The following is a 20,067-nucleotide window of genomic DNA, read 5'->3' on the forward strand; positions in this document are numbered from 1 at the left end:
CGGGATCGGGGCCAAGGCCATGGCGACATTCGAGCAGGTCGCGGATGAGGAGGCGATCTCGCTGTACGAGGCGGCGGAGCGCACGGTGCAGGGACGCACCGGCAAGGCTGCTGACAAGCTGCGTGGCTTCCTGGACGTGATTCTGAAAGGCGCCCGCAGTGACGAGCCCAGTCTGGGAGAGCGTCTGAGGGTTCTGGTCGAAGAGAGCGGGTATCTCGCGATGCACCAGGCGGCCGGGGAGGATGGACGCACGGCGCTGGAAAACCTGCACGAGCTTCTGTCGCTCGCCAACGAGTTCAGCTCGGTGGAGGAGCTGTTCGACCATGCGGCCCTTGGTTCGGAAAGCCGGGATGATGACAGTGTCGGTCGGGTCAAGCTGATGACCATCCATGGCTCAAAGGGCCTGGAGTTCGGGCATGTCTTTCTGATCGGCTGGGAAGATACGCTGTTCCCGTCGCGAACGAACATTGATCCGGCGGAGGAACGTCGACTGGCCTATGTCGCACTCACCCGCGGCCGCCAGCGCGTCAGTGTGTCCTGGTGCGAGTTTCGTCGGGGCGAGCAGGCCAATCCGAGCTGCTTCATCGACGAGATCCCGCTCCAGGCGCGGCGGGATGGCTGGGGGCGCAATCTAAAGCGCCGTCCCGCGCTCCAACGGGGAATGGTTTTCAATAGGCAGACTCAGAGAGAGGCGATGGGGTTCTGACCACTCACGTGCGGTGGCCGCACTTGGGGGATGCGGAAGGTCGGCTATCTGTTGAAAAACATGAGAAAGCTGCCACTACTTTCCTCCTTGCGGAACTGTCCTTCAAATAATCAGAGCCGTATTATTGCGGTCCAAGCGTAGAGGACGGATAGAGTTTGCGGGCAAACCGCTCCATGGTTAGCCCCTGCACAATGATCGTAAACACCACCACGCCGTAACAGACAGGCAGCATCAGCTCGCGCAAGTCTCCGGGCGGCAAGCCAAGCGCCAGCGAAACCGAGATACCGCCACGCAAACCGCCCCAGGTCAGGACACCAAGAACACGGCCCCGCTCCCATTGCCTGAGGTGAACCGGAAGCGTTGAAAACAGCACGCTCAATGCCCGCACGGCAACAGACAGCGGGATCACAGCAAGGGTCGCCAGCACCGTAAACAGATGTGGCGTGACCTCAAGGATTTCAAAGCCGATCAGCATGAACAGCAGGACGTTCAGCACCTCGTCAATGAGTGTCCATGCGACGTCGAGTTCCTTTCGGGATGCCTCATCGAAAACGGAATAACTATAGCTTGTTCCGAAACATAGTCCCGCCACCACGACGGCGATCGCACCCGACATGCCAAGCTGGTTGGCAATGCTGAAGGTTCCGGTCGCAAGAGCCAGCGACGTCAGCAGATCAATATGCGGATCCCGCTGTTCCTTAAGCACACGGAGTGCGATCCATCTGGTCAGTGCGCCCAGCAAACCCCCACCGATTGCTTCGCGACAGAAACTCAGAGCAATTTCGGAGGCGGTAACTTCCTGACTGTCCCCGGTCGCCAGTCCGATCGTGACGCCGAAAATCACCACGCCCACGCCGTCATTGAACAGGCTCTCCCCTGCGAAAACGGCCTGAAGCGGTCCCGGCAGTCCGAGACGTTTCAGCATACCGACAACCGAAACGGGATCAGTCGGCGCGAGGATGGCCCCAAGGACGATGCACCACGTGAAAGGAATGGCATGCCCCAACAGAGGGAAGACGTACCATGCCGCGATCGCCAGAAAGGCAACGGCCAGGACGGTTCCCAGAACAGAGAGAGCAGCCACGCAGGCAAGCTTTGCGCGCAAATGTCCGACGTTTACCTGCGTGGCCCCGGCAAACAGAAGCAGGGACAGCGCGCCATTCAGAAGGGCCGTGGGGAGATTGATCGCTCCGAGCACAGACCGTGGGAGAGCCTGAAGGTCATAGGACGGTATCAACGGATTCAGGATCATGACCAGCAGGGAAGCCAGCAATGAGAAGACTAGCACGCCAATTGTCACAGGAAGACGAAACGTGTGGTGATTGAGAATGCTGAACCCCGCCGAGAGAGTCAGAAGCAGGGCGAGGAGGCTGATGGTATCCATGCCTTCACCGCTGGCTGCTCCTATCCCCTACGTCAAGAAGAACCGGCAATGGTCCGCTATCGGAGATATCCTGACTGCTCTTCCCATATCCGAGATGAGGGCGACTGCCGGCCTGTCCGCTTCAAATTCATTAAGCAGACAGGCGGTTAAAGGGGGAAACCGGTATGTCCGCTTCATACACCCCATCCTTTAAAAGCGGACATCGGCTATTTTAGGATTGAAGTAAGGTCACTCGAAGTAGTATCTACTATGTAGACACAAACAGGAGAGATCCAATGCTTGGAACCGTCAGGAAATGGGGAAACAGCGCGGCCATCCGTCTGCCAGCCAATATCCTTGAGGCTGCTCACCTGCAGGTGAATCAAGCCGTTGATGTCCGCGAAGAAGATGGACGTATTATTATTCAACCCGTTCGACCTGCGGCACTGTCTCTCGAAGCCTTAACTGCTGCCATCACAGATGATAACCGTCATGGTGAAGTGAATTTTGGGTCCGAAACGGGTGGAGAAGTCTGGTAAATGTCAGCCTCCTGGGTGCCAGATTGCGGAGACATTGTCTGGCTGGAATTCGACCCGCAGGCAGGACGCGAACAGGCCGGGCATCGTCCCGCTGTGGTGCTCTCCCCTGCCGACTACAATAAAAAGTCTAGTATGATTGTTTGCTGTCCCACAACAACAAAAATCAAAGGGTATCCTTTTGAAGTGCCGTTGGCGGGTGAGCCTGCGAGTGTCGTTCTTTCTGATCAGGTGCGTAGCCTTGACTGGCGTGCTCGTCGTGCAAAGCATAAGGGTCGGGTCTTGGACAGCGAGCTTGAGGCGGTACGTGAACGGGCTCGGCTCCTGGTGGGGTAATGGTCGTAGCTTTTCTCTCCGGTCAGATAAGGCCACAACATCTTTCCAGATGGAGGGCTGGAAAAACCCGCGAGTTTTGAGCGTCTCCGTGTGGTTCCATTTCCCGTGCGTTGATTGAGGTATGGATCATGCAGCAGGCTGGTTTCTTTAACGATGAAGAGCGGCTTGCTCGATTGAGTGGGCTTGGCGATCAGCTCGAAGCGTTTTCCCGGACTGTAGATTTTGAAGTGTTCCGCTCTGACCTGGAGCAGGCGCTGACCTATTCAGACGGCAGTAAGCCGGGCGTCCGCCGTTTACTCCGGTGCTGATGTTCAAAATCCTGGTGATCCAGAGGATGAATAATCTGTCTGATGTCGAGCCAAATCCTGAATGCAACATTGGTCGCCGCACCAAAGCAGCGCAATACCAACACTGAGAAAGCCGCCCTCCGGGCAGGGTGTATCTCTGAAGACCGGCAGGACAAGTCGGCAAAGCGGTCGCATAAGGGTCATGCACACTGGACGATGAAGTTTATCAAAACGAAGTGGCAAAACGATGGAACCATGCCATCCAGCGATCTTGCCATTCCGTTATTTGGCTACAAATCGTATGTTTCCTTAGACTGGAAGTGTCGGCTCATCCGGAAATGGAAAACGATGGGTGCTGCCATCAGTGAGGGCGCCAGACTGCGCGAGGGCCTGTTGGATAGAACCAACACGGCCTCAACAGGCTAGGCTGACACGGCCTAGCGCTTGCAAGCGAATGAGGATTTCACAGAAAAGCAGAACTTTGTCTCGAAGGTTCATAGGAAGATGCTGCACCTCAAGCCTATGCCCCGGCATATCCAAAAATCGAATGCTGGAAAGTCCGTGATCCGCTCGCGTGTCGAGCATGTCTTTGCCGATCAGAAATCACAGATAGGGTTGTTCGTCCGAACCGTAGGCATCACACGGACCACAAAGAGGATCGGAGTGGCCAATATCGTCTACAACATGCGCCGCTTCATCTTCTTGGAACGGATCAGCACCACAGCATAGCCATCCAGCAAGGAGACAGTCCCCGATCGGCTCAAAACGCAGATCAAAAGTGGCCCACAGAACCGTCAATCAAATCACCAAAAGCCCAAAATCAGAACCAAAGCACCTTAATTAACGGTTTTTCGATTCCCCCAAATGGAAAACTAATGGAAGATAATTCGCACCTTATTCAATCTCTAAATAAAACTAGGTAAATAATTATATATAATAAGACATAATTTAATTTAAATGTTGATCAAACAATATTCAAGAAATCATTGCGTTTTTAAGTATATGTTATTAATTATTAACGAGTTAATACTTTAAGTACCTAATTATATTATATGAAAATATTTTAAAGTAACACAAGGTTGCTCTTTGCAACATATTTCGTTAAGTCTCGTCAACGATAAATTAACGAAAGGGTAAAAGATGTCGTTGATATATGGATACAACAACACCGTCACACAGAGCGGGAGTTACACTCTTGTTCCAGCTGTGCCGGTCCTTGGAGTAATATCGATTGGCGGAGCTAGCGCTGATTTTTCAGGCAAAAACGTCAATGCTTCCGTTAATTTTTCGCCCTCATTAATTTCCCTGGCAAACCCTTGGAGCGTCACCTCAAGCAACAACGCCTTTGTTACCGTTACTGGACTGACAGGTGGCGTTGTTAATGCACTGACCGGAGCGACTTTCACTGCGAATGGAGGTACCATTTCCATGGATAGTGCCTCGACAATATCAGCCCTTTCTGGTTCGACATATAATATATCTTCTGGCGGAAAGCTGATCCTGAATTCAGTGCAGAACCAAGCTGCGATTTCTGCCTTAAGTGGATCCAAAGTAGCTTTCGGAAAAGGTGGTGGTACACTTCTGATTAACCCAGGAAGCAATGTATCCGTCATTTCTTTTCAAAGTATATCAGGATTTGAGAATGCGGGATCAACCATAGAAATTCCTGGCGCAACAAAGGTTGTTTCCGTTTCAAAGAACGGAAATAGCACGAATATCGTTACAGATAATGGAAAAACAATCACGGTATCGGGAGATTTTTATGACTATGGAAAAAATAATAATTTATTCCAGTCATATCAGGATGGAAATTTATTCATTAGTTCGACCCCGTTAAATAATACAAGTCAGAACGGGGTCTTGGTTTGCTTTCTGAGGGATTCTATTATTTCTGTCCCCAATGGAAAAAAAGCCGTGCAGGATATCGTCATGGGTGACGAAGTCCTCTGTTGTAAAGACGGGGTGATATATACAGATATCGTCACGTGGGCGGGACATGCGCATTGTACGGTGCGGCCGTATCTTCCATTGGATCAGGCGGGCTATCCCGTCCGTATTCTGAAGGACGCAGTATCAGACGGCGTACCGTTCAAGGATATGCTCATCACAGCCGAGCACTGTCTGTTTTTTGATGGAAAATTCGTTCCGGCCCGTATGCTCGTAAATGGTCGTTCGATCTTCTATGACACGTCGATAACCTCTTACGATTACTACCACATCGAAACTGAAGAACATTCAGTTATCATGGCGGATGGTATGCTGACTGAGAGTTATCTTGACTCTGGAAATCGTGGTGCGTTTCGGCAGGCTGGAGAGGTCGTGTCTCTGACACCTTCCCGTAATCTGTCCTGGGAGGATGCAGCAGCGTCTTTGACCGTAGACCGTGATCTTGTCGAACCCCTCTTCCGTCAGATTGAGACACGAGCTGTTCACCTCAATTCTCCTCTTATGACTGATACTCCCTCCCTGACGCAGGAGAACGATCTTCATTTGGTCACAGATACCGGTACGACGCTCCGCCCGATCCGTAAGAATAATGATCGGATTATGTTCATGATTCCGGCTGGTGTTGAAAACGTTCGGATTGTTTCAAATGCAAGCCGCCCGTGTGATGTTGTCGGACCGTTCGTGGATGACCGCCGTATGCTCGGCCTGCTGGTCGGCGACGTCCAGCTTTTCGAGGGACACGCGACGAAGACCCTGACATCTCATCTGCAGGACATCGATCTGTCCGGATGGAATAATGTCGAGGACGGCCTGTGCCGCTGGACAAACGGAAGCGCGCTCTTGCCTCTTGGGTCCCGGCCGATTGGAAGTATTGCTCTCATGGCGCTTCAGGTTCACGCCTCGGGGCCATATCTGGCCTCAGACGCTGAAGCTGACCTACACGCTCTACAGGCTTGACGTGACACTAACCCAGCGTCAACAAAACGCTGGGTTAAGGTGGAGAGGGGTCTGATATCCGCTCTGTGATGTGAGCAGAGCAGGGATTGCCTGCTCTGGCTCGGCTAGCCGGGGGACTAGGTCATGTTGACAAAAAATCTGATCCAGAGCTTTGCTGCGGCGATATTGAGGAAACTCATGAAGGATAAGGCGGTCTCGTCATAGCGGGTCGCGATACGGCGCATCTGCTTGAGTTTGTTGAACATCCGCTCGATGCGGTTGCGGTCCCTGTAACGCCACCAGTCTGTTTTCTGAGGAGCGCTGCGGCCTTTGCGTGATGGAATGACTGGCAGGATCCCGTGGACCAGCAGTTCCTGGCGGAAACTGTCACTGTCATAGCCCCGGTCGGCCAGCATGGCTTTGGGTCTCGGGACAGATAGCTTCATCAGGGCATCTGTGGCTTTGTAGTCTGAGACTTGGCCTCCGGTAAGGACAAAGCCGAGAGGGCGTCCCTGATTGTCACATCGGGCATGGATTTTGCTCGCAAAGCCGCCGCGTGATCAACCAAAAGCCTCCAAATGAGCCCCCCTTTTGCGCCCATAGCCTGTGAATGGGCACGGACCACGGTGCTGTCGAGCATATGCTGCCAGTTATTGGTCAGGCCGAGGTCTACCAGGGTTTGCAGCAGGGTATCCCACACGCCCTGTTCAGCCCAACGGCGAAACCGGACATAAACGGAGTTCCACTTGCCATAGCGCTCATGCATGTCCCGCCACGGACAACCGGCGCGCAGGACATGCAGCATGCCATTGAGAAACCGGCGATTGTCTCCGGCTGGTCGGGCCCAACGTCCGCGCTCAGGCGGCAGAAGCGGACCAATCACCGCCCATTCCTGATCCGTCAGGTCGCCTCGTGTCATACCTGTTTTCTCTGTCTGCTATCCCACAGAAACAAAGTGAATCAGATCTCACCCAGATCGTATAGACCTTTTGTCAACATGACCTAGCCAAAGGTCAGACTGAGGGATGGCAGAAGCTGGAGCCACAGACTGCAACGACTTTCGAAATTGGCTCGGAAGGGACGTATAAGAGCCAGCGGTGGAGCGTCTTTTACTATCATTCTGCCGTCCATAACGAGCTCCTTTCAGCAGTGACAGCAGATTCACAGCTTTATAACAGCGCGGTCTTTACGAACGCATCTCGCACCACACATCAAGGCGTCGAAGCAGGGATCAACGGTACCCTGTTTAAGTGGAATGGGAATGCCATCACTTACATGCAAGCCTATACTTGGTCTGATTTTCATTGCAACCATGATTCTGTTTTCGGTCACAATCGCCTACCTGGAGTTCCAGAACATTATTATCCGGGCGAACTGCACGCAGACTTTAAGAACGGATTTTATACTACATTTGATGTTGAAGCCGCGTCTTCAATCGTCGCATCTTATGATAACGGGGCGAGGACTGCGCCATATCATATTTATAGCTATACAGTAGGCTATCTGTGGCCAAAGAAAAGCCGCCGCGTTTATCTCCAGTTTCATAACCTTACTAACAAGCATTACGCAATGGGGGGCGTCCCCGTTTACACATCTACGAATGGAGATGCAGCAGCTGAATTGGTTGGTGATGGGTTTGGTGTATTCGCTGGTATCGATGTTGGACTGAATTGAATCTTAAGAGATAAGAGGAATATTATTAGTATTTTTGCATCATAATCATTAGATGCAGCGGACACTGGTTGGTGAGGCTGCTTGGCGCTGGATGCCCTGCCTCATTGGCAGGGCATCCTCAGATGTATTTTGGGATCGCTAAGCGGCTGTAGTCATTCTTTAAAAGAAGATAAAATAATTCATATCGTAAGCTCAGTAATACAGCGCACCATTCATCGTGAATCCTCGATTTTGATGGTATAGTATGATTGGAAGTAGGTGACAAAAATCAAGGGTGGATTAATCGTCGATTTTAAATTGTCTGGTCACTATGTCCATGATGGTATGATTGCTCCATGATAGGCCTCGAGCAGCTTTGCGCGGACGTTCGGTTTCTGGAAAGCCCGCACGAGGGGCAGAACCCACGTGGCATGGGCATCTGGTTGGTTGACGGCGATGAAATTGATATATGGATTGTTCTCCATACTTTCTCGCGCAAGCCGTTCCGATGTAAGGTTAATGCCTGCTTTGTAGGCCCATTCTGTAATCACGACGCCTGCATCCAGATCAGCCAGGGAGCGTGCCAGGACCGGATCGTCCAACTCCTTAATTGTCAGGTTTTTCGGGTTTTCAGAGACATCAAGCACTGTCGGCATATTTCCTGCGTCAGAAGAAACTTTAAGTAATCCCAGAGACTGAAGCAGTTTCAATGCGCGCCCCTCGTTTGTTGGGTCAGCGGGAACTCCAATAGTTGCGCCGTCAGGAAGGGCGGAAAGCATCTTCCATCTTTTTGAATAAAAGCCGATTGGTGCGAAATAAGTATTTCCAACCGGGACAATATGGGATCCGAGGGCCGCATTTTGGGCTTCTAAGTATGGGCCATGCTGAAACGCGTTGGCGTCAAGGTCTCCCGCGGCCAGTGCTGCATTGATTGGATTGCCCTCGGAAAAAGTAACAATTTCAATCGTCAGGCCGTCAGCACGGGCATTGCCCTGAACGATGTGCCAGATATCTTCGTCTTCTCCCGAAAGGATGCCAATCCGAACAGGCTTTGATTGTGCTCTTGCTGAAGACACAATTATAGGCGTAGCAGCTAAAATCATCAGAAGATTCCGACGAACGAGAAGAGTATTTCTCCCCTGGGCGAGAGTATTCGTGAAACGTTTACGCATGGTGCAAAGCTTTCGATGGAGCGGCAGGGAAAAGATCGTTGTAATGGCGCGCAGCGACATCGGGATGAGAACGCAGACGACCTTTGAGGGTGTTTTGTCCGATTTGGGAAAACAAAGGATTTTCGGGGTCCTGAGTGATGCCGCTGCTGGTGCCTGCGAGAGAGGCTGGTAAGGAGAAAGTTGGCATCGTGGCATCAAGTTGTGCACCAAGAAAGAACGCAGCAGAGAGCCTATTCCGTCCGGCAGCGGGACTGATTACGCGATGAACTGCGGCTTTGAAGTATCCACCAGATGCGACTTCCAGCAGTTCTCCGATGTTGACGATAAATGTTTCCGGCTGGGGAGGTGCCTGAAGCCATTCACCGTTTGTCAGTTCTACTTCCAATCCGCCTTCATCGTCTTGAAGGATCAGAGACAGGAGATCGCTGTCTTTATGGGCGCCAACGCCCTGCTTCTTTCCATCATCATGGCGACCAGGGTAATGGATCAGTTTTAATAGCTGATAAGGCGTGTTGCTGACGGCAGGATGAAAAGCGCTCGCCTGTTGCCCCAGAGAGAGGGCAAGAGCTTCAAGAAGGCGTCTTAGAACACTCAGAACCTGATCTTGCCACGACAGAACTGTTTCTTTAAAACGTGGAAGTGTTTCGGGCCATTGATTGGGGCCTTGAAGACGGAAATAAGCAGGCTTACCCGTCAAATCCTGAATGACAGGTCTCTCTGGGCCAATGTCCAGCTGTTCCCGCCAATCCGCTTTACCTCGTGTGAGTTCCCGACCGGCATGATTATAACCCCTGAAATGAGGAGAGTTGATCATGGCAACCTGCTCTTTTTGAGGAAGAGACAGAGAAAAGAAATTCTTTGCCTGCATCATGAGCTCAGCATTCAGATCTGCTGAAATTCCATGACCTTCTAAATAGAAAAATCCGTACGCGTGTGCGGCCTTTCGAAGGGAGTTGAGAAAGACATCATCTGGCGCTTTCTGATCTTTCCAAAGTGACAGGTCGATGGTTGGCAGGGAAAGTTTCTTCTGCGTCATGCGTTTGATCACTTTCAACTACGACTTTCCATAAAAGCAAAGTCGGTTTGCGGCGGCCCGGAGGAACGGGCCAATGACATATATAGCCATCATAAATCGCATTATATATTAAATCCACATGCAATATGTTGTTTGACTCCTAAAACACTATGACATAATCGAATATTGAAATTCACCTTTGGAAAAACTATTATGCGTAGTGGTTATATCGTGGCACCACTTTTGGTCAGCCTTTCGTTTTCGACGGCGGTTGCAGCTGAAAGCGAGCCCCGTCAGGATGGTCCGGAAACGCAAAAATCAATTGAGAAGCAGAATTTTATTAAAAAACCGGTTTCTACTTCCCGGACGAACACTGTTCAATCAGAGGAGCCGGAGCAGGTCATTGTTACAGGAACGCGCGATCCCTCTCAAACTGCGGCAAGAAGTGTGAGCCCCATTACGATTATTGGAGGTAATCAGCTTCGTGCGACTGGAATGACTGACATCCGGGAAGCGCTTGTCCAACTCTCACCATCTATTAGCCGAGAAGTGAATGGCTCGGATCAAGGATCAGTCATAGATGCGCTAAGTCTGCGAGGACTGAACGCTGACCAGACCTTGGTTCTTGTGAATGGTAAAAGACGACATACCACAGCAGCAATTGCAGTCGATGCTTCGTCTCAACAGGGTACAACCCCTGTTGATCTGGATATGCTACCCATCTCCGCTATCGACCATATTGAAATCCTGCAGGACGGCGCCGCCGCTCAATATGGATCGGACGCCATCGCTGGTGTCATAAACGTCATTCTGAAGTCCAATAATCACGGTATTCATATGCAGGCTACAAACGGTGGATACGCTGCGGGAGATGGTTTTACCACAGGAGAAAATCTCAATGCAGGTTTCAAACTGGGTCAACGCGGGTATCTGAATATCAGTGCAGAATTCAAGCATCAGGATCGGACCCAGAGAACCGGCATTGATCCCCGAACCGGCAAAAACAATGATCTGGCAACCGGTCAGCCTCAGGTGACAAGGGAGTCAATCGAAGCGAATTTTGGTTATCATCTGACAGACAGTATCGAGCTTTATGGTTTTGGAACATTTACACACCGGGACGCTGAGCGTTGGGCCTTTCTCCGTGCTCCGAGCACAACCGCAGCGGACGGGCTTTCCGGCATGTATCCGAATGGCTTTGAACCTGTTGAGACCATGCCCGAAAATGACTACGGCTTTACGCTCGGCTTTCGGGGAAAAAAACTTTATGGCTTTGACTGGGATTTGAGCTCCACTATTGGCGGAGACCATGACACCCTTGCTGATTACAATTCCGCCAATGCCGATGCCTACAAGGAAACAGGGTCTTCTCCCTCTCGTTTTTATCTTGGCAATTACTCCAATCAGCAATGGACGAATAATCTCGACATTCGACGGGGCGTCGACATCCCTTTTCTCTACAGCCCGTTGAACATCGCATTTGGCGGTGAGTATCGTCGCGATACATATTCAATCGGGGCGGGTGAACCTTTATCGTATTATCTGAGCGGAGCGCAGGGGTATCAGGGCGAGACGCCAGAAGACGCTGTTGACGCATCCAGACATGTCGCCGCAGCCTACGTCGATTTTTCAACGCAGATTGTTAAACGCTGGAGAGTAGATCTGGCAGGTCGCTTTGAACATTATAATGATGTTGGCAACGCCCGAACGGGTAAGATCTCCACACGCTATGACATTAATCGCTATATCGGCTTCCGGGGGACTGCAAGTACCGGATTTCGCGCGCCTACTCTTGCGGAACAGAATTTCGCAGCGTTTATCTCCAGTCCCAATTATGCAACGGGTCAAATTGCAGCCAATTCAGCTGCTGCGCGTGCTTTAGGGTCTCCCGGGCTCAGACCGGAAAAGTCTACAAATTTTAGCATCGGAATGATTTTGAATCCACTCCCTCGGCTTCATATCAATGTTGACGGTTATACGATCTCCATCAAGCATCGCATTGTTGACGGAGGATATGCCTCTGGAGCGCGTGCGGTGGAAGCCTACTCAGCCGCAGGGGTAGATACCTCCGGCTTTGCTGGAGACGAATCTGCCGTTAGTACGAATTATTTCACAAATGGCGCCAATACCCGGACAACGGGTCTTGATATTACTGCACGATATTCTTCAGATTTCGGCCAATACGGAAAAGTAGACTGGGACGCAGCAGTCAATTTCAATCATACGAACGTAAAAGATATTGCACGAACAGGGGAGGGGACACCTGTTTTGAATGCTCAGCAGATCAGTTTGATGTCAACGGAAAATCCGGCCAATAAGCTGATTTTTGGTGGGATCTGGCGTCGCGGAAAGTGGAATGTGGCCGTTCATGAAATCCGCTATGGTCATACGACATCCAATCTGACATTTGTCTCCGGCAGCAACGCTTTCTCGACGACAGATTTCTATCATCAGATTAATCGTCCGCGTTTCGTCACCAATCTGGAAGTTGGCTATCAGGTCCTCCCGCAGCTTCATCTGGCGCTGGGTGGCAACAACGTCGGAAATGCCCATCCAAGCCGGGTGCCTTCTTTCACAGCAGATTATAATAACAATCTTTATGATACGCTCAGTCAGCAGCTGTCCGAAGAAGGAGGCTTTTACTATCTGCGGGCTGATCTGACGCTTTGAAACATGGAATATTTAGAAAATCTGTAGGCCTGAAAGAGTCATGAGATGCTAAAAGTTGAAAACCTTTCCAAGGCGTTTGACGGGCGTATTGCACTGGGAAAAGTCAGTTTCTCCGTTCAGGCAGGCGAAATTGTTGGAATTATAGGGCGCTCCGGAGCGGGAAAAACGACACTTTTGCGCTGTTTGAATGGTGCAGAAACGCCTGATACAGGTCACGTTTTTATTGAAGGAAAGGATCTAAGCAGATTTAAAGAGCGTGATCTTCTAGCCCTTCGGCAGCGTATTGGTCTTGTCTTTCAGAGCTTCAACCTTCTGCAGTCCCGAACGGTCACAGGCAACATCTCTCTTGCACTCGAGATTTTAGGGATTCCTAAAAAAGAACGCCTCTATCGAATAGAGAAGCTGATACAACTGGTCGGACTTGAAGGACAGGAGACAAAATATCCGACACAGCTTTCCGGAGGGCAAAAGCAGAGAGTAGGAATAGCGAGAGCTCTAGCAGGAAATCCGGCTATTCTTTTGTGTGATGAAGCAACATCTGCGCTAGACCCAGAGGCAACCACCTCCATTCTCGCTCTTCTTGAAGAAATAAATAAAGAGTTAGGCGTCACGATCGTTCTGATTACCCATGAAATGGATGTTATACGAAACTTTGCTCACCGAGTGCTCGTGCTCGATCAGGGACACATTGTTGAAGATATTTCAACCGAGGCCCTTGCCAAAGGGCAGGCCCATCATGCGTTAACGAGATCCTTCATCAATGACGATCAGGTACATCTCGCTGACTGCCTGCGCTCATTCGTGACCGAGAAGGCGTTTTCGGGCGCTATGCCGGTTTTGCGTTTAGGCAGTATGCAGAATGAGCTATCGTCAACACTACTGACTGATCTCTATCGGACTTTCGGTATTACGGCTTCTATCCTACAGGCTGATATTCGTGGAAAGTCTTCAGGAGGTCACGACACCCTTGTTCTGACTTTATCGCATAATCATGAGCATGCTATTCAATGGCTTTCGCAAAATGTCGAAGAACTGGAGGTCATCGGGTATGCGTCTTCAGATCTTTGAACTGTTTTGCAAAGCAACTCTGGCAACCCTTGAAATGGTTTTCGCATCTGCCGTGATCGCTGTTTTTTTCGGTTTGCCTCTCGCTATTCTTCTAACCATTACAAGACCCGGTGGGCTATGGCCTATACGGTCTATCGGCAGGGTCTTGGGATTTGTTGTCGATCTGACGAGAGCAGTCCCGTTCATTATTCTGCTTGTAATCCTCATCCCTTTTACGCGCTTCATGGTGGGGACCGCGCTTGGTACCGCTGCTGCAATCGTGCCTCTTTCCATCACGGCGATCCCCTATTTTGCGCGTATTGCAGAAGTGTCGTTAAGAGAGGTGAGTCCAGAATTCATCGATGCTGTTCGCGCAATGGGTGCAACACGAGCAAAAGTCGTGCGCTCTGTGCTCATCCCGGAGGCGTTGCCTGGTCTGGTTTCTGGTTTGACCGTGACACTGGTTAGCCTGATCAGTGCGTCCGCCATGGCAGGTGTTGTTGGTGCTGGAGGGCTGGGAGATCTGGCGATCAGGTACGGATATCAAAGATTTAATACTGCCATGATGTTATGGGTCGTGAGTATTCTTGTTGCATTGACGATTATCGTTCAGTTTTGCGGGAATATAGTTTCTGCACGTTTGAAAGCATATAATCGTTAGTCTCAGGGCATATAACCACAAGATGACGGATGGTGATCGGAAGATGGCTGGCGGACGAGCAGATAATTTGACGCATCAAAGATGGCATGAATACGACGCTTTACGCAGTTAATGAGGAAAACAGACGTCCGCTTCCCTTTTGAACAGTCTTTTCCTGCCCAATGGCTGCTGAGAGATCGTGAGTATGCCGCGGACTGGCTTAGCGACGCGCCTTGTAAGAAAAAGGGGTCAAACCCTGGAAATCTCGCGGGGAACCGAGCAAATACGACAAGCGGAAATATAAACGCTGCAACCGCATCGAGATTATGTTCGGAAGGCTCAAGGACTGGTGGCAGGTCGCAACCTGCTACGACAGATGCCCGACCGTCATCTTCTGGCTATGAGCCCTATATTTAATGCAAACATTCACTCAACAGATAGCATCTCAGATGGAAATCTATCATGTCCAAAGGCAAACCCTTGGGTAAAATAGGTCCGTGCAAAACGCCGCACCGTCCTTTGTAATGGACAAGGTGGCCTTATTATTGGTTGAAAATGCCTCCCATCTTATTTCTGACCGTTCTTCTACCGAAACAAAGTCTCTCCAGATATTATGTATGATACGCGAAATCTTTGGATCAACATCTTGATATCTCGTTGGTAAGTTCGCTCTGTTATAGCCTTCCCGCCACCATACGTTTGCCAGTTCGGCACCATGTGGGGCACCCGTTTCATTGGGGCCGATGCTTCCGAAAAGATATTTATGAACGGGCTGAAATTTGCTCAGTGCAAGGGCATAGCGGGTCGTCGGGTTTTGAAAGACAAGATCCCCTGCGACCGCACGCCATATTCCCAGAGGGTCATGGTGGGGTAGGGCATCCCGATAGCGGTTCACGATATCGGTCCCACTCAGGCCGAGAGGCTGTACTCTTGGGTCCAGTAAGCGCGCAGTATCTGTAAATGTGAGATGCGAGTGCACGCTGGAATGGGACAGGTATTCCGCCGATGTCGTGCCAATCATAACTGCAACCTGCGTTACCAGCCCTTGGACAGCGGCTGTTTCTGGATCAAGGGGTAAGGACGCAGCGTCAATGACTGGCTGGAAGGGAATTCCTACAATTGTGACTCGGCCGTCTCGAGTGAAGTCATGCTGTTCGTAGGATTCATTGCAGATCTCTTGCTGAGCAGCGAGAAGCTGATGAATGGGTATCGCTTCGAGGGTTTGAAGTGATGGCTGGCCGAGACGTTTCAGAAAGCGTTGTGTCGTCAGGCGTGCGTCTTTGTGTGGGAGCACCGCTGGGGTAGCTCCGGACTGGATCATGGTCCGGGAAAACAATCCTTTTGCCGCAGGCATGGCCATAAGAGTGGAAACGGCAAATCCACCCGCAGATCGTCCGGCCAGAGTGACGCGTTCGGGGTCTCCTCCAAAGAGGGCGATGTGCTTCTGAACCCACTCCAAAGCTTTGATGATATCAAGTAGCCCGCGATTTTCGGGCGCGCCATCCAGGCTTAAAAATCCCAGTGCTCCCAATCTGTAATTGAGCGTTACTTCAACAATTCCGCTTGCTGCGAAGGCGCCTGTCTGGAGGAGTGGTTCGTTTCCGGAACCGACGGCGTATCCGCCTCCGTGCAGCCAGACAAGAACGGGAGCTTTTCCCTCCCGGGCTGGACTACGGATATTGAGGGTTAGAAAATCCTCACCGGCATCCAGCATGGATGTGGCCCCTTTCCCAACAGGTCCATAGGTTGGGATCTGTGGGCAGACGGCACCAAGGCGGTGAGCGGATCTCACACCGGTCCAGGGTGCAACGTCCTGAGGTGCTGCGAACCGATTTCCAGGAACAATAGGGGCGGCATAGGGAACGCTCAGGAATGTCAGAATTCCGTTTTCTGTGAAGCCTTCTATCGCGCCACTTTCGATCATAATCTGCGTCATGAGATGTTCCTTCACTGCTTTATCCGCCGACGGCCCGACGAAGATTGATCAGACGTTCAATGATGATGATGGGTACCAGACTGAGGAGCACCACGAGGACTGAGAGCGACGCGACCTGCGGGTCCGTCCGGAACTGGATGTACTGATAGATGGCGAGTGGCAGCGTAACGGCTCTATGGCCTGCAATGAACAGGGCGATAACGGCTTCGTCGAAGGAAAACAGGAATGCGATCAGAAATCCGGTGATGAGGTGTGGCCTGAGTGCGGGTAGAATGACACGGCAGAAACTCTGCCAGGGCGAAGCGCCGTGAATGCGAGCGGCTTCTTCTAGTGTGCGGTCCAACTGTGCAATCCCGGAGGACACAATGCGCGTCGTATAGGGCAGTGTGATGCTGATATGGGCCAGAATCAATCCTGTCAGCGTGTCCAGGAGGCCAAGCGGTTGCAGGGTCATCATCAGTCCGACCGCCAGCACGATATGGGGCATCAGCATTGGAGAAAGAAAGAACCATTGCAGGCTTTGCCGTCCCGGGAAGTGGCCTCTCACCAGAGCAAAAGCAGCGCTCGTCCCCACAATCAGGGAGAGCCCCGCAGAGCATCCTCCGATCAACAGACTGGTTTTTCCAGCCTGAAGGAAAAGGGGGTTATGCAACACCCTGGCATATGAAATTAGGGAAAAACTCGCGGGTGGAAAGCTGAGGTAGGGACGTATATCGAACGACACGATCAGCACGATAATCAATGGTGCGAGCAGGAATAGGTAAATCAGGCCAATCAGAAGATGCCACGCCACCCTGACGGTTCGGTCGTGTTTCATGACTGGCTCTCCACGCGCTGAAGAATTCTCTGATAGAGCGTCACGAATATTCCGAAAAAGGCCAGGAGGGTAATGGACAGGGCGCCGGCAAATGGCCAGTCCAGAGCTATGGTCGTCTGGTTGAAGATTTCTGTTGCAAGGACAAAGACGCGCCCTCCGCCCATCAACTGAGGTGTCACGAGTGAGCTGATTGCGAGAACGAAGACAAGCAGCGAGGCTGTCATCAGTCCTGGAAGGGAGAGAGGCAGCAAGACGCGCCAGAAGACCTGAAGGCGACGTGCCCCGAGGAGGGAGGCCGCCTGTTCAAGCTCCGCATCCAGACGGCTCAGGTGGCTGAGGATGGAAATAATGCCATAAGGCAGCAGGATCTCCACCAGCGCGACAACCGTGGCAAAGGGACCGTTATCCAATCGTGTGGGCTGCGCCAGAATGCCAGCCCACACGAGGGTCGTGTTAATGAGGCCATGTCGCCCGAGGATGACCATCCAGCCGTAGGTCCGGATGACTGTGGATGTCAGGAGGGGCGCAATGGCCAGCGCTGTCAGGGTGCCTCGCCAGCGGCTTTGCGACCGGGCAAGGAAAAGCGCGACGGGAAAAGCCATTGGGACGGTAATGACAACACAGAGCAGCCCAATGAAAATCGTGCGTCCAATGACCCACCAGTAAAAACTGTCCTCGAAAAGCCGGACATAGGCGTGGAGGGAGAGTGTATGTCCGGTCGTAGGCTGGAGAGACGTCCTGGCCAGCCAGAGGAGCGGGAAGACGAATGTCACGACAAGGGCCGCAACACCCGGAAGGATGAGCAGGACCTGCAGCCAGGACGGCTGTTTTCTGACAGACACCCTCATGAACTCGGATGGCCTGAAGTGAGGGTGTCGGAGATCGGCTCTTGAAGGACTGACATGTCGCTGGCCTGCCAGTGCAGGTCAACCATGTCTCCCATCTGGGCTGGTTGGCCCTGATCTTCCTGCTGTTCAACGGTGAGTGTTACATACCCGACACGGACCAGATAAGTTCGGCGCTCACCCGTGTAAACAACGTTTTCGATCACACCCTGGCAGCATGTTTCGAGACTGTTGCCCAGTCTGATGCGATGGGGACGGATCAAGAGGGTTCTGCGGCCTTTCCAGCCTTCGGAAAAGCCAATGAAAAGTGTGCCGATGCCTTCCGCATGGATACGTTTGCTATCGACCCACACAGCCTCGATGAAGTTGCTGCGTCCCACGAAGGACGCCACGAACCGGTTTGCGGGACGAGTATACAGATCTGCCGGTGTGCCAAACTGCTGGAGGCGTCCTTCCGACATGACGGCAACCTGATCCGCAATGGACAGAGCTTCGTCCTGATCATGCGTCACAAAGATGGCGGTGATCCCAAGGCGTTTCTGGAGCGCACGAATTTCCGTGCGCACCGTATCGCGCAACCGGATATCAAGATTGGCCAGCGGCTCATCCAGCATGAGAATGTCAGGCTCGATGGCAAGCGCCCGCGCCAGTGCCACTCGTTGCCGTTGTCCGCCGGAGAGTTCAGTGATGCGCCTGTTCTCCAGCCCGGTCAGGTGCAGGAGAGAGACCAGTTCCACCACACGCCGCCGGCTCTCTTCCCCTTTGATCCCCCGGACATCCAGGCCAAAGCTGATATTGCGGGCGACGGAGAGGTGAGGAAACAGGGCATAAGATTGAAACACCATTCCCATGTTGCGTGCGTGAAGAGGGGTTTCCGTCATTTGACGCCCCGCAACGTGCAACTGTCCTGAATCAACCGGGGTCAGGCCTGCAATCATGCGGAGTAGGGTGGTTTTTCCGCATCCGGAAGGGCCCAGTAAGGTCAGCATCTGCCCGCGTTTCAGCGTAAAGCTGACGTCATCGACGGAACGCCTTTCTGCGCCCGGAAATTGCCTCGTGAAGCCGCTGACGGAGAGATAGGCTGGTGTTGAGTCTGTTTCAGCCACTGATGACCTCACGTTGAATACGGCGGATCCAGCTATTGTAGTGCTGGCTAACGAAACCCCAGTCCAGATGCAGTTCACGGCGTGCTGTCTCTGGTCGGCCGAAAATTGCTTCGGATGTCTCGTCTGACAGTACAACCTGACGGTTTACAGGCCCATAAAACGCGACATTCGCAAAGGCTGTCTGCACGTCCGGGGAAAGGGCATGTTCAATGAAGGCCTGCGCCAGTCTGGTGCGTTGCGGAGGGGCCGTCAGGTTGAGCGTATTGATCTGTGCGACGCTGCCTTCAGACGGAACGACAGCACGCAGCGTATCCGGATTGTCCCGTGCAAGCATCTGGCCGCGGCCGTTCCATCCAACACCCAAGGCAATCGTCTGGGCCAGCGTCAGGGTGTAAATGTCGGGCTGTGCGTTCCAGGTTGCGACATAGGGGGCAAACTGTCGCATGAGGGTCAGTCCCGGCTCGATGTTCTGCCTGTAGTCCCCTCCGGCCATGCGCGTCAGAAGGGGAAGGAGTACAACGCCACGCGTATCCTCGACAGGCATGGCGATCTGGTCCGTCAAATCGGGACGCCCAAGTTCACGCCAGCTTTCCGGAGGACGCGTCAGAACGCGGCTGTCATAAATGAGCGACAGATTATCCCGTGAGAATGCGACACCATTCATGGCATCGAAGCGTCCCCAGTCCGGGATATCGCGCAGGGTCGGGATCTCTTCCTCCCGTAGAATGAAAGTTAGTCCTTCCTGTTTGGCAAGAATAGCGACCGATACATCCGCAATGGCGACATCAATCTGCGGTGCTTCCCGTTCCAGCCGTAGCGCTGCAAGAAGCTGTGCAGAATTGATGATGGGGCGGTACGTCACGCGGACGCCCGGCATGGCGCGTTCGAAACTGTTGATCACGATGGCCTGAAACGCTTTCTGGAAGGGCCCATGAAAGCCGGCTACCGACAATTCCAGATCGCCATCCGCCGCCCGTGCATGTCGCCATGCGGGCAGTGTTGCCAGACCGCCAAGAACCTTGCGACGCGTCGTGAAGTGGGGAGCGGTTGGCATG

Annotated in this window: 19 protein-coding genes and 2 pseudogenes; 10 read left to right on the forward strand and 11 right to left on the reverse strand. The window is 52.3% G+C overall.

Going from position 1 to position 20,067, the window contains the following annotated elements:
- The coding region (locus tag R5H23_RS14465) for a 3'-5' exonuclease (protein ID WP_317215884.1) at positions 1 to 706 on the forward strand (706 nt) is incomplete at its 5' end.
- A 121-nt stretch (positions 707 to 827) separates the two neighbouring features.
- Here the strand turns inward: R5H23_RS14465 and R5H23_RS14470 are convergent.
- Positions 828 to 2,090 carry a sodium:proton antiporter gene (locus R5H23_RS14470; RefSeq protein ID WP_211501689.1) on the reverse strand — a complete coding sequence of 421 codons (1,263 nt, stop codon included), beginning with the start codon at positions 2,088 to 2,090 and terminating at the stop codon, positions 828 to 830.
- A 275-nt stretch (positions 2,091 to 2,365) separates the two neighbouring features.
- On the opposite strand from R5H23_RS14470, the gene R5H23_RS14475 reads away from it, so the two are divergent.
- The 3 genes and pseudogenes from R5H23_RS14475 to R5H23_RS14485 all read left to right on the forward strand — a co-directional run bounded on the left by R5H23_RS14475 (position 2,366) and on the right by R5H23_RS14485 (position 3,957).
- Complete coding sequence (locus R5H23_RS14475; protein WP_007284170.1) at positions 2,366 to 2,608, forward strand: AbrB/MazE/SpoVT family DNA-binding domain-containing protein; 243 nt, start codon at positions 2,366 to 2,368, stop codon at positions 2,606 to 2,608.
- Positions 2,609 to 2,941, forward strand: a complete 333-nt coding sequence (gene mazF / locus R5H23_RS14480; RefSeq protein ID WP_211501688.1) for an endoribonuclease MazF — start codon at positions 2,609 to 2,611, stop codon at positions 2,939 to 2,941.
- 128 nt (positions 2,942 to 3,069) lie between these two features.
- Positions 3,070 to 3,957: pseudogene (locus R5H23_RS14485) on the forward strand (transposase).
- A gap of 458 nt (positions 3,958 to 4,415) precedes the next feature.
- Here the strand turns inward: R5H23_RS14485 and R5H23_RS14490 are convergent.
- Positions 4,416 to 4,841, reverse strand: a complete 426-nt coding sequence (locus R5H23_RS14490; RefSeq protein ID WP_244974636.1) for a hypothetical protein — start codon at positions 4,839 to 4,841, stop codon at positions 4,416 to 4,418.
- Here R5H23_RS14490 and R5H23_RS14495 point away from each other — a divergent pair.
- Positions 4,738 to 6,132 carry a Hint domain-containing protein gene (locus R5H23_RS14495; protein WP_317215894.1) on the forward strand — a complete coding sequence of 465 codons (1,395 nt, stop codon included), beginning with the start codon at positions 4,738 to 4,740 and terminating at the stop codon, positions 6,130 to 6,132. The two genes, R5H23_RS14490 and R5H23_RS14495, sit on opposite strands and share 104 nt — an antisense overlap.
- Before the next feature lie 116 nt (positions 6,133 to 6,248).
- Here R5H23_RS14495 and R5H23_RS14500 read toward each other — a convergent pair whose 3' ends face one another.
- Positions 6,249 to 6,647 (reverse strand): IS5 family transposase, encoded by a 399-nt coding sequence (locus R5H23_RS14500; RefSeq protein WP_211501693.1) that lies wholly within the window; start codon positions 6,645 to 6,647, stop codon positions 6,249 to 6,251.
- A complete protein-coding gene (locus R5H23_RS14505; protein WP_063904949.1) occupies positions 6,557 to 7,030 on the reverse strand; it encodes an IS5 family transposase in 474 nt (157 codons plus the stop codon). The genes R5H23_RS14500 and R5H23_RS14505 overlap by 91 nt, the downstream gene beginning before the upstream one ends.
- Before the next feature lie 116 nt (positions 7,031 to 7,146).
- Between R5H23_RS14505 and R5H23_RS14510 the strand changes: the two genes are divergently transcribed.
- A complete protein-coding gene (locus R5H23_RS14510) occupies positions 7,147 to 7,785 on the forward strand; it encodes a TonB-dependent receptor (protein ID WP_244974643.1) in 639 nt (212 codons plus the stop codon).
- Positions 7,786 to 8,093: 308 nt separating this feature from the next.
- Here the strand turns inward: R5H23_RS14510 and R5H23_RS14515 are convergent, their stop codons facing one another.
- Positions 8,094 to 8,936, reverse strand: a complete 843-nt coding sequence (locus R5H23_RS14515) for a MetQ/NlpA family ABC transporter substrate-binding protein (protein ID WP_317215886.1) — start codon at positions 8,934 to 8,936, stop codon at positions 8,094 to 8,096.
- Entirely contained in the window at positions 8,929 to 9,972 is a 1,044-nt protein-coding gene (locus R5H23_RS14520) for an isopenicillin N synthase family oxygenase (protein WP_211501685.1), read from the reverse strand. The genes R5H23_RS14515 and R5H23_RS14520 overlap by 8 nt, the downstream gene beginning before the upstream one ends.
- A gap of 192 nt (positions 9,973 to 10,164) precedes the next feature.
- Here R5H23_RS14520 and R5H23_RS14525 point away from each other — a divergent pair, with 192 nt between their 5' ends.
- The 4 genes and pseudogenes from R5H23_RS14525 to R5H23_RS14540 form a co-directional block, all read left to right on the forward strand.
- The gene (locus R5H23_RS14525) at positions 10,165 to 12,621 is read left to right on the forward strand and encodes a TonB-dependent siderophore receptor (protein ID WP_211501684.1); all 2,457 of its coding nucleotides are present in this window, start codon (positions 10,165 to 10,167) and stop codon (positions 12,619 to 12,621) included.
- Between the two features lie 45 nt (positions 12,622 to 12,666).
- Positions 12,667 to 13,689 (forward strand): methionine ABC transporter ATP-binding protein, encoded by a 1,023-nt coding sequence (locus tag R5H23_RS14530; RefSeq protein WP_211501683.1) that lies wholly within the window; start codon positions 12,667 to 12,669, stop codon positions 13,687 to 13,689.
- The gene (locus R5H23_RS14535; protein WP_211501682.1) at positions 13,670 to 14,329 is read left to right on the forward strand and encodes a methionine ABC transporter permease; all 660 of its coding nucleotides are present in this window, start codon (positions 13,670 to 13,672) and stop codon (positions 14,327 to 14,329) included. Before R5H23_RS14530 ends, R5H23_RS14535 begins: the two co-directional genes overlap by 20 nt.
- 71 nt (positions 14,330 to 14,400) lie before the next feature.
- Positions 14,401 to 14,712 (forward strand): annotated as a pseudogene (locus R5H23_RS14540) (IS5/IS1182 family transposase); the annotation flags it as partial.
- A 56-nt stretch (positions 14,713 to 14,768) separates the two neighbouring features.
- Here the strand turns inward: R5H23_RS14540 and R5H23_RS14545 are convergent.
- Genes R5H23_RS14545 through R5H23_RS14565 form a run of 5 tightly spaced genes read right to left on the reverse strand, consistent with a single transcriptional unit; the run spans position 14,769 to position 20,066 of the window.
- Complete coding sequence (locus R5H23_RS14545; protein ID WP_016738655.1) at positions 14,769 to 16,244, reverse strand: carboxylesterase/lipase family protein; 1,476 nt, start codon at positions 16,242 to 16,244, stop codon at positions 14,769 to 14,771.
- 19 nt (positions 16,245 to 16,263) lie between these two features.
- A complete protein-coding gene (locus R5H23_RS14550; RefSeq protein WP_016738656.1) occupies positions 16,264 to 17,061 on the reverse strand; it encodes an ABC transporter permease in 798 nt (265 codons plus the stop codon).
- On the reverse strand, positions 17,058 to 17,909 hold the full coding sequence (locus R5H23_RS14555; protein ID WP_041240878.1) for an ABC transporter permease: 852 nt from the start codon (positions 17,907 to 17,909) through the stop codon (positions 17,058 to 17,060). The genes R5H23_RS14550 and R5H23_RS14555 overlap by 4 nt, the downstream gene beginning before the upstream one ends.
- Positions 17,906 to 19,012, reverse strand: a complete 1,107-nt coding sequence (locus R5H23_RS14560) for an ABC transporter ATP-binding protein (protein ID WP_015075083.1) — start codon at positions 19,010 to 19,012, stop codon at positions 17,906 to 17,908. The genes R5H23_RS14555 and R5H23_RS14560 overlap by 4 nt, the downstream gene beginning before the upstream one ends.
- The gene (locus R5H23_RS14565) at positions 19,005 to 20,066 is read right to left on the reverse strand and encodes an extracellular solute-binding protein (protein ID WP_224777936.1); all 1,062 of its coding nucleotides are present in this window, start codon (positions 20,064 to 20,066) and stop codon (positions 19,005 to 19,007) included. Before R5H23_RS14565 ends, R5H23_RS14560 begins: the two co-directional genes overlap by 8 nt.
- Position 20,067 lies beyond the last annotated feature (1 nt).

The sequence above is a fragment of the Gluconobacter sp. GP1 genome (assembly GCF_032913585.1).
GTDB lineage: Bacteria > Pseudomonadota > Alphaproteobacteria > Acetobacterales > Acetobacteraceae > Gluconobacter > Gluconobacter cerinus.

What these genes read in the sequence shown, in the direction of transcription:
- R5H23_RS14470 (WP_211501689.1), bottom strand. Translation starts at nt 2,090, where the DNA reads ATGGATACCATCAGCCTCCTCGCCCTGCTTCTGACTCTCTCGGCGGGG.
- R5H23_RS14475 (WP_007284170.1), top strand. Translation starts at nt 2,366, where the DNA reads ATGCTTGGAACCGTCAGGAAATGGGGAAACAGCGCGGCCATCCGTCTG.
- mazF (WP_211501688.1), top strand. Translation starts at nt 2,609, where the DNA reads ATGTCAGCCTCCTGGGTGCCAGATTGCGGAGACATTGTCTGGCTGGAA.
- R5H23_RS14490 (WP_244974636.1), bottom strand. Translation starts at nt 4,841, where the DNA reads ATGACGGATACATTGCTTCCTGGGTTAATCAGAAGTGTACCACCACCT.
- R5H23_RS14505 (WP_063904949.1), bottom strand. Translation starts at nt 7,030, where the DNA reads ATGACACGAGGCGACCTGACGGATCAGGAATGGGCGGTGATTGGTCCG.
- R5H23_RS14515 (WP_317215886.1), bottom strand. Translation starts at nt 8,936, where the DNA reads ATGCGTAAACGTTTCACGAATACTCTCGCCCAGGGGAGAAATACTCTT.
- R5H23_RS14520 (WP_211501685.1), bottom strand. Translation starts at nt 9,972, where the DNA reads ATGACGCAGAAGAAACTTTCCCTGCCAACCATCGACCTGTCACTTTGG.
- R5H23_RS14525 (WP_211501684.1), top strand. Translation starts at nt 10,165, where the DNA reads ATGCGTAGTGGTTATATCGTGGCACCACTTTTGGTCAGCCTTTCGTTT.
- R5H23_RS14530 (WP_211501683.1), top strand. Translation starts at nt 12,667, where the DNA reads ATGCTAAAAGTTGAAAACCTTTCCAAGGCGTTTGACGGGCGTATTGCA.
- R5H23_RS14535 (WP_211501682.1), top strand. Translation starts at nt 13,670, where the DNA reads ATGCGTCTTCAGATCTTTGAACTGTTTTGCAAAGCAACTCTGGCAACC.
- R5H23_RS14545 (WP_016738655.1), bottom strand. Translation starts at nt 16,244, where the DNA reads ATGACGCAGATTATGATCGAAAGTGGCGCGATAGAAGGCTTCACAGAA.
- R5H23_RS14550 (WP_016738656.1), bottom strand. Translation starts at nt 17,061, where the DNA reads ATGAAACACGACCGAACCGTCAGGGTGGCGTGGCATCTTCTGATTGGC.
- R5H23_RS14555 (WP_041240878.1), bottom strand. Translation starts at nt 17,909, where the DNA reads ATGAGGGTGTCTGTCAGAAAACAGCCGTCCTGGCTGCAGGTCCTGCTC.
- R5H23_RS14565 (WP_224777936.1), bottom strand. Translation starts at nt 20,066, where the DNA reads ATGCCAACCGCTCCCCACTTCACGACGCGTCGCAAGGTTCTTGGCGGT.